A 16,129-nucleotide genomic window follows, 5' to 3' on the forward strand; every position below is an offset into this window, starting at 1 on the left:
GTGTCAAGACTGGGGTGGCGCTGTCCGAGAAGGAAGGACAGAGGACCGCACTCGCCGCGCCCCGGGTACGCACCCCGGCGGCGCCCCGCACTGAAGGGAAGATCTCGTGGATCTCTCCAACCGCACCGTTCTCGTCGTCGGCGGCACCTCGGGTATCGGGCGGGAACTGGCCCGGCGGTTCGCCGCGGCGGGCAGCACCGTGGCCGTGGGCGGCCGCAGTCCGCAAGCCCTCTCGGAACTGGCCGGGGAGGGTTTCGGCACGTTCGCCGTCGACGTCACGGACAGTTCGTCGGTCGCGGCCGCCCGTGACGCCGTGCTCGCCCGCTGTCCGAAGCTGGACACGGTGGTGACGATGTCGGGCGTGATGCTCCTGGAGGACCTGCGCGATCCCGCGCACTTCGAGGCGGCGCAGACGACGATCGACACCAATCTGGTCGGCACCATCCGGGTCATCGACGCCTTCACCCCTCATCTGGTCCGGCGGGGCTCCGGCACCTTCATCACCGTCACCTCCGGCATCGCCTTCCTGCCGTTCCCGCCCATGCCCAGTTACGCCGCCTCGAAGGCCGCGGTGCACGCCTACTCCGAGGCGCTGCGCGCGCAGCTCGACGGCACCGGGGTGGGCGTCGTCGAACTCGTCCCCCCGGCCGTCGCCACGGCGGGCCAGGAGAAGGTCAACCCGCACGCGCTGCCGCTGGACGACTTCGCCACCGAGGTCATGCACCTGCTCTCGGCGGAGCCCACCCCGCACGAGATCCTCGTGCGGGGCGTCCTCATGCACCGCTGGGCCGAGCGCGACGGCACCTACGCCGACCTCGTCGCGCAGCGCGCCAAGGCGCTGGCCATGCTCCCCGGCCGCGAAGGCTGACGCTCTTGGCTTCCCGCGGCACCGTGCACCGGTCCTGTCACCGGGTCCGGCCGCGGGGGACGGCACCGCTGCTGGGGTCCTCGGTGAGGGCGATGCGGGCGGTGACGCGTTTGCCCACCGGCTCCGCCCGTGCCTCGAAGTGCTGGGCGACGGCCCTCACGATCTCCAGGCCGTGCCGGCCCACTCGGCCGGGGTCGGCGGCCCTGGCCTCCGGCAGCACCGGGTCGGAGTCCCAGACCGTGACCTCGACCGTGTCGCCGTCGATGCGCAGAGCCATCAGCACCGGGCCCGGCGCGTGCTTGCGGGCGTTGGTCACCAGCTCGCTCACCACCAGCTGCGTGAGGTCCACGCCTCGCCGGGAGACCCGCAGACCGTGCTCGTCCCGGGCGCCGATCAGGAACTCGGCCGCCAGGTGACGGGCCCGGGCGATGTCCGTGCCGTCGCCGTCCAGCGCCACCGTGGTCCGTATCGCCTGCTCACCCGGCCCGGTGCCGTACTCGCCCATGGCCCCCGTTTTCCTCACAGCCACCTTCACCACCCCGTTCACGCCCCCGCGCGCGTACCGCGCCACAAGGGGGGACGCCTGTCACCCCCTCGTCGGCTCCACGCGGTGGCACCGGGTGAGGCCGCGCGTCCGGGATGCGTCCGAGGGGGAACGTCGAGCGCCGGGCTCAGGAGGCCGTGTCGGCGGGCAGGCCGACGCCGCGGGCGGTGACCAGGCGTGCGGTGCCGTCGGCGAGGCGGTAGGAGAGTCCGGCGACGGCGACCTGGCCGCCTTCGACCGCTTCGGCGAGCGTGCGGGAGCGGTCCAGCAGGAGATCGACGGTGTGCCGCACGTGCTCGGCGATGAAGTCCGCGTCCTCGGTGTGCCCGGCCGCGCGGGCGGCCAGCACGCTCGGCGTGACCTTCTCGACCACGTCCCGTACGTAGCCGCCCGCGGGAGCGCCGTCCTGGACGGCGGCGCGCGCTGCCGCGACGGCACCGCACGCGTCGTGGCCGAGCACCACGACCAGCGGGCAGTCCAGCACGCTCACCCCGTACTCGATGCTGCCGAGCACCTCCGGGCCCATGACGTGACCGGCGGTGCGGACCACGAACAGGTCGCCCAGCCCCCGGTCGAAAATGATCTCGGCGGCCAGCCGGGAGTCGGAGCACCCGACCAGCACCGCGAACGGCTTCTGGACGGGCGCGACCTCGGCGCGGCGGGCGGCGTCCTGGTTCGGGTGCTCGGGCGAGCCCGCCACGAACCGCTGGTTGCCGGCCAGCAGGGTCTCGAAGGCGTGCTGAGGCGTGAGAGGGGGCGCGTCGATCATGGCCGCAGATTACGGCCTGGTCCGGCGGACCGCTCCGGCGACCCTCCCTCTGCCGACCGCGCCCTTCCCCGGCCACGCCGCCGTCCGCGCCTCCTCCCCTCCCGCGTGGCCTTCCCACGTGACTTCTCGCGTGCTCTCGAAGAACACGGGAAGAGGAGTGCGCCGGCGTGCGGCCGGCCGGGTGCCCCGGCTACGCCTTGGGCGGCTTGACCGCGATGTCCAGGTAGAACGAGTCGATGCTGCGCACCGCCGCCTCGAACTCCTCCAGGTTCACCGGCTTGGTCACGTAGGCGTTGGCGTGCTGGTGGTAGGCGCCGGTGACGTCGTCGGGCGCGGCGGAGGTGGTGAGGACGACGACCGGAATGGTGCGCAGGTCGGCGTCCTCCTTCACCACGGCGAGGAACTCGCGCCCGTTCATGCGCGGCATGTTGAGGTCGAGCACGATGAGGTCGGGGCGCGCGTTGTCGGGGTTGCGCAGGTAGTCCAGGGCGGCGATGCCGTCGGGGACCTGGGTGAGGTGACGGGTGCCCCGTTCGGCGAGGGCGTCCTGGATGAGCATCGCGTCAGCGAGATCGTCTTCGACCAGCAGCACGTCATAGGGGCGGGTCGCGGCGGCAGCCATGTGTCACAAACTCCGGGTGTCGGTAGGGGATGCGGGGTGATGGGTGCTGTTGGTGATCAGCCCGGGCCAGCGGCGCCGGGCTCCCTGGCGGCTCATGCTCATGGCCTGGCCGATCTCGGGGTAGCCGGCCCCGCTCGCCGCGGCGGCGTGGGCCGCCTGGTCCTCCAGGTACCGGACGGTCTCCTTGACCCGGGCGAGAACGCTCAGGCGCACGAGCGCGTGCCGGCGGAGATCACCGGCCGTGTCGTGGGAGTCGACCGGCGAGTGGACGGTGGGCTGGGCGAGGCGCCGGGTGAGTTCGTCCACCACCTCGGCCACCAGCGCGGCCGTCTCCCCGCCGGGCGGACGAGCAGGAAGGGGTGGAGCAGCCATGGCATCACTTTAAGGCTTTGATCTCCGCGGCGACAACACGCGTTGTCGGGCCAGTACAGTGGGCGTGCCGCGAACCGAGTCGTGGCCCCGATCACCGAGGGAGAGTTCAGAACCGCGATGAACAGCGAGCCGTCCGTCACCGAGGGTGTGTTCTCCGACTGGTCCACCCGGCGCTGGCTGCGGGTGGGGGTCGCCACCACCCTGGTCGTCCTGGCGGTGCTGGGATCGCTGGGCGGCTGGGCGATGTGGCGCAACACGCAGCTCACCGCCGAGCTGGTGGACCGGCGCTCCCCCACCCTGATCGAGGCGATCCGGGTCGAGGAGGCGCTGGTCAACCAGGAGACCGGGATCCGCGGGTACGGCCTGTCCGGCCGCACGGACTTCCTCCAGCCGTACCAGCAGGGGGTGGCCGAGGAGAAGGCGGCCCTCGGCCGGCTGCGGCCGCTGGTCAAGGACGACGCCCCGGCCCGCGCGGACCTGGCCGAGGTCGAGAAGCTGGCCGGCCACTGGCAGGAGCGCATAGCCCGCCCCATCGCGCAGGCCCCCGCCGGTGACGCCGTGAAGATCGCCACGGCGCGGGTGACGGAGGGCAAGACGACGTTCGACGCGCTGCGCCGCGCGATGTCCCGACAGCAGGACCACCTGCAGAGCGAGCGGGCGGCGACGACCCACCGGCTGCGGCAGTCGGAGACGCTGCGGAACTGGATGTTCGCCGTCATCGCGCTCGTGATCGTCCTGGTGGCGGCGGTCATCTTCGAGGGGCTGCGCCGCGGCGTCACCGGTCCGCTCAGCCGGCTCAGCTCCTCCGCCCGGGACGTGGCCCAGGGCCGCTTCGACCGCTCCATCACCGTCTCCGGTCCCGCCGACCTGCGCATGCTGGCCTCCGATGTGGAGTCGATGCGCCGGCGCCTGGTGGAGGAACTGCAGTTCAGCGAGGCGTCCCGGCGCATGCTGGACGAGCAGGCGGAGGACCTCAAGCGGTCCAACACGGAACTGGAGCAGTTCGCCTACGTCGCCTCGCACGACCTGCAGGAACCGCTGCGCAAGGTGTCCAGCTTCACCCAGCTCCTGCAGCGCCGCTACGGCGGCCAGCTCGACGCGAAGGCCGATCAGTACATCGCCTTCGCCGTCGACGGCGCCAACCGGATGCAGAGCCTCATCAACGACCTCCTGGCGTTCTCCCGGGTGGGCCGGGTCCTCAACGACCACCAGACCGTCGATCTGGAAGGCGTGATGAGCCGGTCCCTGGACAATCTGAGCGTGGCCGTCGAGGAGACCGGCGCCGCGATCACCCATGACGCCCTGCCCACGGTCGTCGGTGACGCCACCCAGCTCGGCATGCTCTGGCAGAACCTGCTGTCGAACGCGATCAAGTTCCGCAGCCCCGACCGGCCGCCGCACATCCACATCAGCGCCGCGCGGGAGGACGGCATGTGGGAGTTCGCGGTCAGCGACAACGGTATCGGGATCGCCCCCGAGTTCCAGGAGAAGGTGTTCGTCCTCTTCCAGCGCCTGCACACCAAGGACGCCTACCCGGGCACCGGCATCGGGTTGGCGATGTGCAAGAAGGTCGTGGAGTTCCACGGCGGCAGGATCAGCATCGATCCCGACTACGCGAGGGGCACCCGCGTCATGTTCACCCTGCCCGTCGCCACCGCCGGGACCGAGGTCGCGGAGGGGGAGACACAGCCGTGACCGAACAGACGGCGGGCCGCGCGGAGCGGTTCCGTATCCTCCTCGTCGAGGACGACGACGGGGACGCCCTCCTGGTGGAGGAACTCCTCTACGACACCGACCTGCCGTACACCCTGGCACGGTGCCGCACCGCCGCCGAGGCGCGTGCGGCACTCGCTGCGGCACCCGCGGACTGCGTGCTGCTCGATCTGCACCTGCCCGATGCCTCCGGCGTGGAGACCGTCCAGGCGATCGAGGCGGACGACCAGGCCGCCGTCATCGTCCTGACCGGACTGGACGAGCCGCGCGCGGGAGTCGACGCCCTCGCCGCCGGCGCGCAGGACTACCTGATCAAGGGCAAGGTCGAGCCCGACCTGATCCAGCGTGCCGTCCGCTACGCCGTCGAGCGCAAGCAGGCCGAGCGCGCCAACGCCGCCCTCCAGATGGGCCGCCTGCGCGCCGAGGAGAACGCGCGCCTGGAGCGCGGGCTGCTCCCCGAACCACTGCTGTCCTCCACGGTCGTCGCGGCCGCGAGCCGCTACTACCCCGGTCGGGCGCAGGCGCTGCTGGGCGGTGACTTCCTCGACGTCGTCCAGACCGACGACGGCCAGGTCCACGCCGTCATCGGGGACGTCAGCGGCCACGGCCCCGATGCCGCGGCCCTCGGTGTGTGCCTGCGCATCGCCTGGCGCGCGCTCACTCTGGGCGGCCACCGCGACCAGCAGTTGCTGCATCTGCTGGAGCAGATCCACATCGCCGAACGCACCAACAGCGACCTGTTCACCACCTGCACCCTGATCACCCTGGACCCGAAGGCGGCCACCGCCACCGTGCACCTGGCCGGCCACCACGAACCCCTGCTGGTCACCCCGGACGGCACCACGGAGATCACCGCGACCCACGGGATGGCCCTCGGTATCGCCCCCGGACTGGGCAAGTGGCCGGCCACCACCGTCGCCCTGCCCACCCGGGGCGCTCTCATCGCCTACACCGACGGCCTCACCGAGGGGTTCGCCGACAGCTCCGGGGCCCGGCTCGGGGTCGACGGCCTGCTGCACATCATCGACTCGCTGCCCGCCTCCCCTCCCAGCAGCCACCTCGACCAGCTCATCGCCCGCACCCGCACCCTCAACGCGGACCGGCACACCGACGATCTCGCCGTGCTGCGCCTGGACTGGAACATCGGCGCGGCCGCGCACACGACGGGCGAGTGGAGCACGACGCCGTAGCGAGACGTGCGAGTCCGCCACCCGTGCGAGTCCGCCACCGGGGCCTCCCGGACGGCGGACTCCCCCACTCGCTCATGGCCGTTCGCGTGGCGGCCGGGGGAAGAATCCGCTGGTACGTGCCGCGTAGGCGGCCCAGCCCGGTCGCTGGGCCATGTGCCGCTCCAGCAGCCGCTTCCCGCTGCCCTTGATCAGCAGCACGCTCATCACCAGCGGGGAGACGACGGACACCGCGGCGGGGCCGAGGCCCGCGTCGCAGGCGATCAGGAACAGGCCCCACCACACGCAGAAGTCACCGAAGTAGTTGGGGTGCCGCGTCCACCGCCACAGGCCCTGGTCCATGATCCGGCCGCGGTTCGCGGACACCGCTTTGAACCGGGCGAGCTGGACGTCCCCGACGGCTTCGAAGAACAGCCCGACCGCCCAGAGCACGGCTCCGGCCACGGCGAGGGCGGACAAGGGGGCGGGAGCGTACTGGGCGGCCTGCACCGGCAGGGAGACCAGCCAGACCAGGGCGCCCTGGAGCAGGTAGATCTTCCGCAGCGCGTACGCGTTCCGGCTCCCGCGGGCGCGGTCCAGCATCGCCGCGTACCGCGGGTCCTCCCCGTGGCCGCGGCCCCGGCGGGCGATGTGCGCGGCGAGCCGCAGCCCCCACACGACGGTGAGCACGGTGACCAGGGTCCGGCGCCACGGATCGCCCGCGCCGTACGCGTGGGCGAACGTGACCAGGGCGACCGCGGCGAACGCGGCTCCCCAGGCGACGTCCACCACCCGGTGCACGCCCCGGCGCACGGCGATCGCGAAGGTGACGAGCATGGTGGCCAGCGCGGTCGCCGCGGCCCAGCCGAGGCCGACGGCGAAGGCACTCCAGGCGTACGCGCTCACCCGGCCACCAGATCGCGGTACCAGCCGGCCGTCTCGGCCGCCGTCAGGCCGCTGGTGCCGTCAGCGGCCGGCCGGACGCACAGGATCTGGTCGACGCCCATGCGCCGCTCCTCGAAGGCGAGCGCTCCGCCCACCAGGTACAGCCGCCACACCCGGGCCGTCTCCCGGCCGACCAGCCGGACGAAGTCGTCCCAGCGCTCCTCCAGGGTGCGGTGCCAGGCGCCGACGGTACGCACGTAGTCCTCGCGCATCGACTCCACCGACCGCACCTCCAGCCCGGCTGCCTCCAGCAGGCCGACGGTGTCGCCCAGGGGCCGCATGTGCATGTCGGGCGCGATGTACGCCTCGATGAACGCGCCGCCGCCCGGGGCGTTCGCACCCCGGGACATCTGCTGCACCAGCACGCGTCCCTCGGGGCGGACCATGCGGTGCAGCGACGCGGCGAAGGCCGGGTACCCGGCGTCTCCGACGTGCTCGCCCATCTCGACGGTGGAGACGGCGTCGTAGCCGCCGCCGGTGATGTCGCGGTAGTCCTGGCACCGCACCTCGACCCTGTCCTCCAGCCCTCGTTCGCGCACCTGCTGCCGTACGTGGGCGGCCTGTTCGGCGGCGAGGGTGACGGCGGTGACGTGCGCCTTGTGCCGTTCGGCGGCGTGCAGGGTGAGCGAGCCCCAGCCGCAGCCGATGTCGAGGAGCCGGCCGCCGCCGGTGAGGCCGAGTTTGCGGCAGATCAGTTCCAGTTTGGCGCGCTGGGCGTCCACCGGACCGGGCTCGGGGTCGCCCGCGGTCCAGTAGCCGCAGGAGTAGGCCATGGTGTCGTCGAGGAGGAGGCGGTAGAAGTCGTTGGACAGGTCGTAGTGGTGGCTGATCGCGGCGCGGTCGCGGGCCTTGCTGTGCAGGCCGCCGCGCAGCCGCGCCTGGGAGGCGGGCGCGGCCGGGCGGGGGCCGACGGCGCCGAGCCGGACCGCCTCGGCGACGGCGCGGGCCCGGTCGGCGGGCGTCGGCCGGGGCGCGTGCGGACCGCGTTCCCGTACGGCGGCCCACAGGATGCGCAGGCCCTCGCCGAGGTCGCCCTCGATGTCGATCTCGCCGGTGACGTACGCCTGGGCGAGACCGAGTTCGCCGGGCCGCCACAGCAGCCGGCGCAGGGCGCGCCGGGACCGGACGACGACCACGGGGGTGCCGGCCGGGCCGGTCTCGCTGCCGTCCCAGGCGCGCAGCCGCACCGGCAGCGGCCCGCCGAGGGCGTCGGCGGCGAGCGCGGCGAGCCGGTGCGCGGCGCCGGGCCGGGCCGCGGTGGGGGTGCGGACGGTGGTCATCGGGCGGGGTCCTCCTTGGTGAGCAGGTACTGCTGGACGTCGAGGTAGCCGGAGCGGAATCCGGCCTCGGAGTAAGCCAGGTAGAAGGTCCACAGGCGGCGGAACGTCTCGTCGAAGCCGAGGGCGCCGACGTCGCCGGCGCGTTCGGTGAACCGTTCGCGCCACAGGCGCAGCGTCTCGGCGTAGTGCGCGCCGAAGCCGTCCCGGGCGGTGACGGTGAGCCCGGTGTGGTCGCGGACCGTCTGCTCGACGGCCTCGGTGGAGGGGATGAGGCCGCCGGGGAAGACGTACTTCTGGATCCAGGTGTGGGTGGCGCGGGCGGCCAGCATCCGTTCGTGGGGCATGGTGATGGCCTGTAGGGCGGCCCGTCCGCCGGGGGCCAGCCGTTCGTCGAGGGTGCGGAAGTACACGGGCCAGAACTCGGCGCCGACGGCTTCGATCATCTCCACGCTGACCACCGCGTCGTAGGTGCCCCGGGCCTCCCGGTAGTCACACAGTTCGACACGGACCCGGTCGGCGAGTCCGGCCTTGGCCACGCGGTCCAGGGCGAGTTCGCGCTGCTCCTGGGAGAGGGTGAGGGAGGTGACGTGGGCGCCGCGGGCGGCTGCCCGCAGGGCGAGTTCGCCCCAGCCGGTGCCGATCTCCAGCAGCCGGGTGCCCGGCTGGACGCCGGCCAGGTCGAGCAGCCGGTCGATCTTGCGCTGCTGGGCGGCGGCGAGCAGCGGCCACCGCGCGGGGAAGGTCCGGAAGAGGGCGGAGGAGTAGGTGAGGGTGTCGTCGAGGAAGAGGGCGAAGAGGTCGTTGGACAGGTCGTAGTGGCGGCCGATGTTGTCGCGGGCGCCGTCGGGCGTGTTGCGCTGCGCGGCCGGCTGCCGCACGGCCCACAGGCCCCGCAGCCGCTGCAGGGGGGCCGGGATCAGCTCCGCCGCGTGGGCGGCCAGCACGGTCAGCGCGCCGACCAGGTCCGGGGCGTCCCATTCGCCGGCCATGTACGACTCGCCGAAGCCGATCAGTCCGCGGGTGCCCAGGCGGGCGTGGAAGGCCCGGGCGTCGTGCACGTCCAGCAGCGGGCCGCCGAGGCCGAAGGTGGTCTCGCCGTCGAGGCGGACGCGCAGGGGCAGTCGGTGCAGTGCGTGCCGCAGGAGGGCGGCGGTGACGGCCCGTACCGGCCAGAGGGCCTTCGGGACGGCCGTCACGTCCGGCCGGCGGGCTGCATCGGCCGGGGCGGCCGGGGCGGCGGTGCGGGGCCGGCCGGTGGTGGGGTGGCAGAGGGGATGCGGTTGGGCTGTGGTCATGTCGTACTCTCCGAGGAGCGGTGGCCCGGGCGCGGCTGTACCGGCAGGCCCCGCAGATAAAGACGTATGCCGTGGAAGCGGATGGCGGCCGACACCGCGAGCGTCGACCAGGGGTGGCGCAGCGCGAGACGCAGCAGGGCGGGGACGCTCGCCTCGCGGCGGCGGCCGTGGACGGTGGCCGTGAACGGCGCGCTGCCGGGCCGGTCCAGCCGTACGCTCAGGCGCAGTCGCTCGCCCGGCAGGGGCAGGCGCATGTGGTAGCGGCCGTCGACCGGGTTGAACGGCGAGACGTAGAAGGCCTTGTCGGCCGTGGCGGTGCCGTTCGCGTCGGCGTGCAGCAGGTAGGCGTGCCGGCCGCCGTAGGTGTTGTGGACCTCGGCGACCACGCAGCGCGGTCTGCCGTCCCGGTCGTGGCACCAGTACAGCGTGAGCGGGTTGAAGACGTGTCCCAGGCTTCGTGCGTGGGCGAGCATGACGACCTGGCCGCCGTCGAGGTCGATGCCGTGTTCGGCGAGGAAGTCGTCGAGCGCGGCCCGCAGGTCGGGGGCCCGGCCGGTGAAGTGGTCGCGGGCGCGGAACCGGCCGAGGGGTCGCAGGGCGTGGGGCAGTACGGGCAGGTGGTCGAGGTCCACCAGCCACAGGTAGGTGCGGTGCCGCAGGGCGTACCGGGTGGGGGTGCGGCGGACGTGGTGGACGGCGCACGAGTAGAGCGCGGGTGTCCGAGGTCGCGCGCCGTCGGCCGGGGCGCTCACCAGGCCCCTCCCAGCCGGGCCGCCGCCGCGACTCCGCTGCGGCAGCCGTCCTCGTGGAAGCCCCAGCCGTGGTAGGCGCCGGCGAAGGCGGTGACGGGGGTGCCGAGTTCGGGCAGGCGTTTCTGGGCGGCGACCGAGCGCGGTGTGTAGACGGGGTGTTCGTAGGTCATGCGGGCCAGGACCCGGCCGGGGTCGACGCGGTCCTCGCCGCCGAGGGTGACGACGTACGTGTCCGCCGCGTCCAGGCGTTGCAGCCGGCTCATGTCGTAGCTGACACGGACCCGGTCCGCGCCGGCCCGGCAGGACGGCATCAGGTAGTTCCAGGAGGACCGGGCGCCGGGCGCGGCCGGCAGGAGGGTGGTGTCGGTGTGCAGCAGCGTGGTGTTGCGGGAGTAGCGGAAGGCGCCGAGGATCTCCTTCTCCTCGGGGGTGGCGTCGGCGAGCAGCCGCAGCGCCTGGTCGGGGTGGACGGCGACGACGAGGTGGTCGTAGTCGGCGGTGCTGCCGTCGTGGGCGGTGATCTCGACGCCGTCGGTGTGCCGCAGCACGGACCTGACCGGTGTGGACAGGCGCACCTCGGGCAGGCCCCGCGCGATCTTGTCGACGTAGCTGCGGGAGCCGCCCGTGACGGTGCGCCACACCGGGGAGCCGGTCACCGAGAGCATGCCGTGGTGGGCGAGGAACCGGAACAGGTAGGCGGCCGGGTAGCGTTGGGCGGTCGCCGCGTCGCAGGACCACACGGCGGACACCACCGGTGTCATGAAGTGCGCGCGGAAGTACGGCGAGAAGCCGCCGCGGTCCAGGAACGCGCCGAGGGTCAGTGTGTCGTCGGCGCCGCGTGCGAGGAGCCGGTGGGCCGCGCGGTGGAACCGCGGTACCTCCGCCAGCATGCGCAGGTAGGATCCGCGCAGCGCGTTGCGTGGCCGGGCCAGCAGTCCGCGCGGGCCGCGGGCGCCGGCGTATTCCAGGCCGCAGCCCTCGCACCGTACCGACATGCTCATCTCCGACTCCTGGGTGGTGACACCGAGTTCACCGAAGAGGCGCAGCAGGTGCGGGTAGGTGCGGCGGTTGTGGACGATGAAACCGGAGTCGACCCGGTGGGTCCGGCCGTCCGCGCCCGTCAGGTCATGGGTGTGGGCGTGGCCGCCGAGCCGGTCGTCGGCCTCGTACAGCGTGATGTGGTGGGTCCTGCTCAGGATGTGGGCGGCGGTGAGTCCCGCGACGCCGCTGCCGATGACGGCGGTGCGGCGTATCGCCTGTCGTCCTGATGGCATGGCTGCTTTCCCCTCCCGGCGTGCGGTGGTCGCCGTTCACGACCTGTCCGGCCCGCCGATCGGGTCCGGACGCGTGGACGAGCGCCCGCCGGTCCGCCTGTGCGGACCGGCGGGCCCTGTGGGGCGGCTACATCTTGGGCATCAGGACGGAGTCGATGATGTAGACGGTGGCGTTGGACGTCCTGACGTTGCCGCAGACCACCTTCGCGGTGCCGCCGACCGTGTAGGACTCGCCCATGCCCGAGGTGGTGACCTGGGACTTCTCCAGCGTCTCGAAGGAGCCGTGCTGGAGGTCCTTCGGCGTGAGCGGCTTGCCGACGACGTGGTAGGTGAGGACCTTCGTCAGCATCGCCTTGTCGTTGAGGACCTTGTCCAGGGTCGCCTTGGGGATCTTCTGGAAGGCGTCGTTGGTCGGCGCGAACACGGTGATGTTCTGCGCGTTGTTCAGCGTGTCGACCAGGCCGGCCTTCTGCACCGCGCTGACGAGCGTGGACAGCGCCGGGTTGTGGGACGCGGCGGTGGCCACCGGGTCCTTGGCCATGCCGTCGAAGGAGCCGGCGCCGTTCTTCGGCACCGACGAACAGGCCGTGCCGAACGGCTGGTTCATGCTGTTCGACGAGGCGCTGGAGCCGCCCATGTCATCGCTGCTCGCCGTGGGCGACGTCGTGGCCCTGCCGGACGAGTCGGACTTGCCCGAGTCGCTGTCGCTGGAGCAGGCGGTCAGCGCCAGCGGCAGGACGACGGCGGCGAGGACGAGACCGGCGCTACGACGGATACGGGTGTTCATCACATTCTCCTGTGGTAACTGAGCAGCGGGGCGCTGCGATCGGGGGGAGTACGGGGAAGTCATCGGACGGTCGGTGGGCGGTCTTTGGGCGGTCGGGGGGAATCCGGTGCCGCCGCTGTGCCGGATTGGTGGCCCACACGATCAGGTGAAAGAAGGGCGCCGCACCAATCCGGCGCCCTCTCCGCTACGGATCACCGCTCCGGCGACCGCCACCAGACCCGCTGCCCTGGCCCTCCGGGTCCTCACGTGCGTCATGTTCGTGTCCTTTCCTTCGCTGCCGTGGCGGCGGAGGCCGCCGGTCCGCGCGGTGCCGCGTGGGTACGGGTGATCCGAGGCGGCTCTGTCCGCGGACTGCCGAGGACGGCCGAGAACACCCGATAGCGTGAGACCAGTGGGTTACGTTGACTCCCGGACCCCGCCCGCGGCGGCTCGGGCGGGCCGGGGGGGACCAAGGAGACCAAGCCGCACGGCCGGTGGCCACGGATTCCCCGCGTGGAAGTCACCGCAGCGTCAGGCAGGGGAAGGAAGGGCGTCGTCCCGATGGGGGAAGCTTCTTGCGGAGGGTCCGCTACGCCCGCGCTGCGGGTACTGCGTCACCCGCCGCGGCCGAGAGCAGCGCTGCTCACCCTGCACGGAGGGCAGCCGGACAGCTACCGGGCCGCGCGGTCCTGGCACCCGGCGGCGCTGCGCATGCGTCCCGTGCTCCGCGCGGCGGCCTCCGGAATCTGCCTCGACGAGACCCTTCTGGGAGTGGTCCGCTACCGCCACCGGGGCTGGAACGAGGGTGACCCCCTGCACGACACCTGCCGCGCTCTCCGTGAACTGGAGCGGCTGGCCGGTCCGGTGCCCGTCCTCCTCATCGGCCACTCCATGGGAGGCAGGGCGGCCCTGCGCGCGGCGGGCGATCCACTGGTACGCGGTGTCGTCGCCCTCGCGCCCTGGCTGCCCGAGGGCGAACCGACCGGTCACCTGCGCGGCAAGCAGTTCGTCGTGGTGCACGGCGATCGCGACACCGTCACCAGCCCCCGGGCCTCCGCGGACTACGTTCTCAAGGCCCGCGCCGAGCAAGCCCGGGCCGGCCTGCTCCTGATCCGCGGCGGCGATCACGCCATGCTGCGCCGCGGCGCCCTCTGGCACCGTGTCGTGCCCCGGCTGGTCCGCGGCCTCCTGACGGCACGGCCGTCCGGCCTGGCTGCCGCGAGCTGCGCGGCTGCGGACCCGGTCCTGCTGTGAATCGCGCACCCGCAGCTGTGACTCGCACACCCGAGAAAAATCCGATTGCAGGGCGCTCCTGGTGACGGCTACCGTCGGCGGCATCGGCATGTAGCTCAGACAGCAGAGCACCGGGCTCTCGGGGCCCGGAGGGCGCAGGGGCGGAACCTGCCATGCCGGCTTATGGACGACAACGCTGAGCAGCAGCCCCTCACCGTGGCCCCCTCCTTCCCGGAGTACCGTCCGACCAAGGCCTTCGCCACCGCGCCGGCCCGTGAGGGCGCCGATTCCCGGCACCGCGCCGAGGCGCGCGGGAAGCGCTGGCGGGCGGTCCTCGCGGGAATGGCCTCGGGCCGGCTGTCGATCGGTTCGCGCACGCCCGTGGACGGGCTTCCGTCCTGGGTGACCCCCGAGGTGGTGCGGGGCGGCTTCGCCATCGGGGGCGCGACCGCGGCCGGCCCGCTCCAGGCGTACGAGACCGAGGCCGCGGTCAGTCTCGGGGTGCCCGCCGAGCGGCGCGCGCTCTTCGCCCACTGCCTCACCGAGCCCGGACTCGCCTGGCTGTGGGCCCTGTTGGACAGCGGCCGTTACGAGATCCGCGTGCCCGAGGAGGCCGCGCTGCTCACCGTGGCGTGGCTGGTCCGGCACGGCGAGACGGACGCGGCGCTCGACCTCGCGGCGGAACTGGGACCGTTCGCGGACCGGCTGCGGTTCCTGCCCCGCCCGGCGGCCGGACCGGCTCCGGACGCGACCGCGGCCGTGCACTGGCGCACCGTCTCCGAGGCCGCCGCCGCCCTGGCCCGGCGGCGGCCCGACCCCGCCGTCGAGGCCCAGCGCGAGGCGCACGCCGTGTGGCTGCCGTTCGGCGACGAGCTGCTCGTCCACTGGCTGCGGACGGCACGGGACGGACAGGTCCTCGAACTCGCCCCGGACGCCGACTGGCCGGCGCACGGCGAGGCCCTGCTCGGCCGCTACCGGCTGCTCGCCGCGGAACACACCCGCTGCGCCAAGCACCGCAACCCCAAGGAGAACCTGGGAATTCTGCGCGGCGCGCTGGAGGAGACCGTCGCCGGACGCCCGCTGGACGCGCGCCGGCTCGGCCTGCTGCGGCACGCGGTGCGGTCCATGGTGCGCCGGCGCGGCCTGCCCGGCTCGGCCGCGCACACGGCGGTGCGCCGGCACCAGGCCGGGCAGGCGGCGCTCCCCTCCTACCACGCCCTGGCCCAGCTGATGCTGCGCCGGCTCGCCGTGCTCCCGCAGGACACGGGCGTCACCGACGTCGCCCCGCTGCTGGGCGCGGTGACCGGGGAAGAGAGCCGGGAGACCGGCCTGAGCGCCGGAACCGCCGTACCGCCCGTGATCCGCCAGGTGGTCGGGTCCGCGCTGAGCGCGCCGCTCGCCACCCTCGTGGAGCGGGGCGTCCTCCCGTCCGCCGAGGCGCTGGCCGCGCTGGTGCCGCCGTCGGTGGCCACCGCCACCGCGCGGGCGTACGGCGACGAGGCGCTGCGCGCCCTGATGGCCGCGCACTACCGGGCGTTCCGCCATCGCCGCTCGCTGCTTCTGCTCAACCTGGAAGGGCAGGTCCGCGTCGAGGAACTGCCCTGGGTACGCGCGGTGTCGGCGCAGCGGTCCGCGGTGCCGGGCCGGACGGACGACGACGACGCCCTGGCCGTGCTGCGGGAGCTGGGCGAGCTGTCCGTGCGGGCTTTCCCGGGTACGGTCCTGCCCGACACGCTGGTCCGCGAGTTCGGTGTTCTGGAGCGCCAGTGCGACCTGGGTGCCCCGTTCGTGGAGGAGCCGGCCCTGGGCATCTTCACGGGCACGTTCAGCCCGGAGTTCCTGACGGCGGCGCGGATCGCGGGCGATCTGCTCGGCGGCTCGCTGTACGAGCGTTACTACGGCATCGACTACGCGGCGGTCCGTGATCTGGCCGTCTCCGAGACCGGCGCGTCCCTGAACCGTGCGCACCGGGCCCGTACCTCTCCGGGTTTCGCGCGGCTGTGCGCCGAGCGGGCGGGGGCGGAGTCGCGGAACCGGTCGGTCGCGGCGAACGGCATGGTGATCGAACAGGCGCAGATCCTCACCACGCACAACCTGGCCACGCTGGTCCACCGGGTGGGTATCGCTCCGCGGCCCGGCTGGGCCGACCTGGCGCGGCGCTGTTTCGTGACGGTGTGCCGGCGGGCCGCCCGGATGCAGCGCAGCCCGCGGCCGTTGCACACCCTCCTGGGCGCCGCGCACGCGTGGCGCCAGTCGGTGTTCTACCTGTCCCTGTGCCCGCCGCAGGAGCAGCGGCGGGTCATCGCGGGCCTGGGCGAGGAGGCGGCCCGCCACCCCGCTCGTGCGGCGAACCGGGTGGCCCCCGCCCTGGCGGGCCTGGCCCTGGTCGCCGAGGGCGGGTCCTTCCGCGGCGACGGAACGGCGGAGGACGGGCGGGCCCGGCGCTTCCTGGGGTGGAGCATCGGCGGGCACTGGATGCGGTGAGGGAGGGAGTGCGGCGCGTCCGGGCTCCGGCGCGGGTTTCCCGGCC

Annotated in this window: 15 protein-coding genes and 1 tRNA gene; 6 read left to right on the top strand and 10 right to left on the bottom strand. The window is 73.3% G+C overall.

Going from position 1 to position 16,129, the window contains the following annotated elements; genetic code table 11:
- The first annotated feature begins 106 nt into the window (after positions 1–106).
- Positions 107–868, top strand: a complete 762-nt coding sequence (locus tag ABZ858_RS14115; RefSeq protein ID WP_361376503.1) for an SDR family NAD(P)-dependent oxidoreductase — start codon at positions 107–109, stop codon at positions 866–868.
- A 37-nt stretch (positions 869–905) separates the two neighbouring features.
- Here ABZ858_RS14115 and ABZ858_RS14120 read toward each other — a convergent pair whose 3' ends face one another.
- From ABZ858_RS14120 to ABZ858_RS14135, 4 genes are all read right to left on the bottom strand, one after another.
- Positions 906–1,373 carry an ATP-binding protein gene (locus tag ABZ858_RS14120; protein ID WP_361376506.1) on the bottom strand — a complete coding sequence of 156 codons (468 nt, stop codon included), beginning with the start codon at positions 1,371–1,373 and terminating at the stop codon, positions 906–908.
- Between the two features lie 166 nt (positions 1,374–1,539).
- On the bottom strand, positions 1,540–2,181 hold the full coding sequence (locus ABZ858_RS14125) for a carbonic anhydrase (RefSeq protein WP_361376509.1): 642 nt from the start codon (positions 2,179–2,181) through the stop codon (positions 1,540–1,542).
- Between the two features lie 190 nt (positions 2,182–2,371).
- A complete protein-coding gene (locus ABZ858_RS14130; RefSeq protein WP_361376512.1) occupies positions 2,372–2,803 on the bottom strand; it encodes a response regulator in 432 nt (143 codons plus the stop codon).
- A 3-nt stretch (positions 2,804–2,806) separates the two neighbouring features.
- The gene (locus ABZ858_RS14135) at positions 2,807–3,175 is read right to left on the bottom strand and encodes a hypothetical protein (protein WP_361376515.1); all 369 of its coding nucleotides are present in this window, start codon (positions 3,173–3,175) and stop codon (positions 2,807–2,809) included.
- Positions 3,176–3,292: 117 nt separating this feature from the next.
- On the opposite strand from ABZ858_RS14135, the gene ABZ858_RS14140 reads away from it, so the two are divergent.
- Entirely contained in the window at positions 3,293–4,870 is a 1,578-nt protein-coding gene (locus ABZ858_RS14140; RefSeq protein ID WP_361376518.1) for an ATP-binding protein, read from the top strand.
- Positions 4,867–6,078: a SpoIIE family protein phosphatase gene (locus tag ABZ858_RS14145; protein WP_361376521.1), complete on the top strand. Its 1,212-nt coding sequence runs from the start codon at positions 4,867–4,869 to the stop codon at positions 6,076–6,078. The genes ABZ858_RS14140 and ABZ858_RS14145 overlap by 4 nt, the downstream gene beginning before the upstream one ends.
- A gap of 72 nt (positions 6,079–6,150) precedes the next feature.
- On the opposite strand, the gene ABZ858_RS14150 is transcribed toward ABZ858_RS14145, so the two are convergent.
- The 6 genes from ABZ858_RS14150 to ABZ858_RS14175 all read right to left on the bottom strand — a co-directional run bounded on the left by ABZ858_RS14150 (position 6,151) and on the right by ABZ858_RS14175 (position 12,387).
- Positions 6,151–6,960, bottom strand: coding sequence for a DUF1295 domain-containing protein (locus ABZ858_RS14150; RefSeq protein ID WP_361376524.1), 810 nt, complete (start codon positions 6,958–6,960; stop codon positions 6,151–6,153).
- Complete coding sequence (locus ABZ858_RS14155) at positions 6,957–8,279, bottom strand: cyclopropane-fatty-acyl-phospholipid synthase family protein (protein WP_361376527.1); 1,323 nt, start codon at positions 8,277–8,279, stop codon at positions 6,957–6,959. Before ABZ858_RS14155 ends, ABZ858_RS14150 begins: the two co-directional genes overlap by 4 nt.
- On the bottom strand, positions 8,276–9,574 hold the full coding sequence (locus ABZ858_RS14160) for a cyclopropane-fatty-acyl-phospholipid synthase family protein (RefSeq protein ID WP_361376530.1): 1,299 nt from the start codon (positions 9,572–9,574) through the stop codon (positions 8,276–8,278). Before ABZ858_RS14160 ends, ABZ858_RS14155 begins: the two co-directional genes overlap by 4 nt.
- Complete coding sequence (locus ABZ858_RS14165) at positions 9,571–10,326, bottom strand: DUF1365 domain-containing protein (protein ID WP_361376533.1); 756 nt, start codon at positions 10,324–10,326, stop codon at positions 9,571–9,573. The genes ABZ858_RS14160 and ABZ858_RS14165 overlap by 4 nt, the downstream gene beginning before the upstream one ends.
- Positions 10,323–11,600 carry an FAD-dependent oxidoreductase gene (locus tag ABZ858_RS14170; protein ID WP_361376536.1) on the bottom strand — a complete coding sequence of 426 codons (1,278 nt, stop codon included), beginning with the start codon at positions 11,598–11,600 and terminating at the stop codon, positions 10,323–10,325. The genes ABZ858_RS14165 and ABZ858_RS14170 overlap by 4 nt, the downstream gene beginning before the upstream one ends.
- A 127-nt stretch (positions 11,601–11,727) precedes the next feature.
- On the bottom strand, positions 11,728–12,387 hold the full coding sequence (locus ABZ858_RS14175) for a fasciclin domain-containing protein (RefSeq protein ID WP_361376539.1): 660 nt from the start codon (positions 12,385–12,387) through the stop codon (positions 11,728–11,730).
- A 540-nt stretch (positions 12,388–12,927) separates the two neighbouring features.
- Between ABZ858_RS14175 and ABZ858_RS14180 the strand changes: the two genes are divergently transcribed.
- From ABZ858_RS14180 to ABZ858_RS14190, 3 genes are all read left to right on the top strand, one after another.
- On the top strand, positions 12,928–13,620 hold the full coding sequence (locus ABZ858_RS14180; RefSeq protein ID WP_361376542.1) for an alpha/beta hydrolase: 693 nt from the start codon (positions 12,928–12,930) through the stop codon (positions 13,618–13,620).
- Between the two features lie 84 nt (positions 13,621–13,704).
- Positions 13,705–13,779, top strand: a tRNA-Glu gene (locus tag ABZ858_RS14185).
- Between the two features lie 3 nt (positions 13,780–13,782).
- Positions 13,783–16,083 (top strand): hypothetical protein, encoded by a 2,301-nt coding sequence (locus tag ABZ858_RS14190; RefSeq protein WP_361376545.1) that lies wholly within the window; start codon positions 13,783–13,785, stop codon positions 16,081–16,083.
- Positions 16,084–16,129: the final 46 nt, after the last annotated feature.

Source organism: Streptomyces sp. NPDC047017 (genome assembly GCF_040644175.1).
GTDB lineage: Bacteria > Actinomycetota > Actinomycetes > Streptomycetales > Streptomycetaceae > Streptomyces.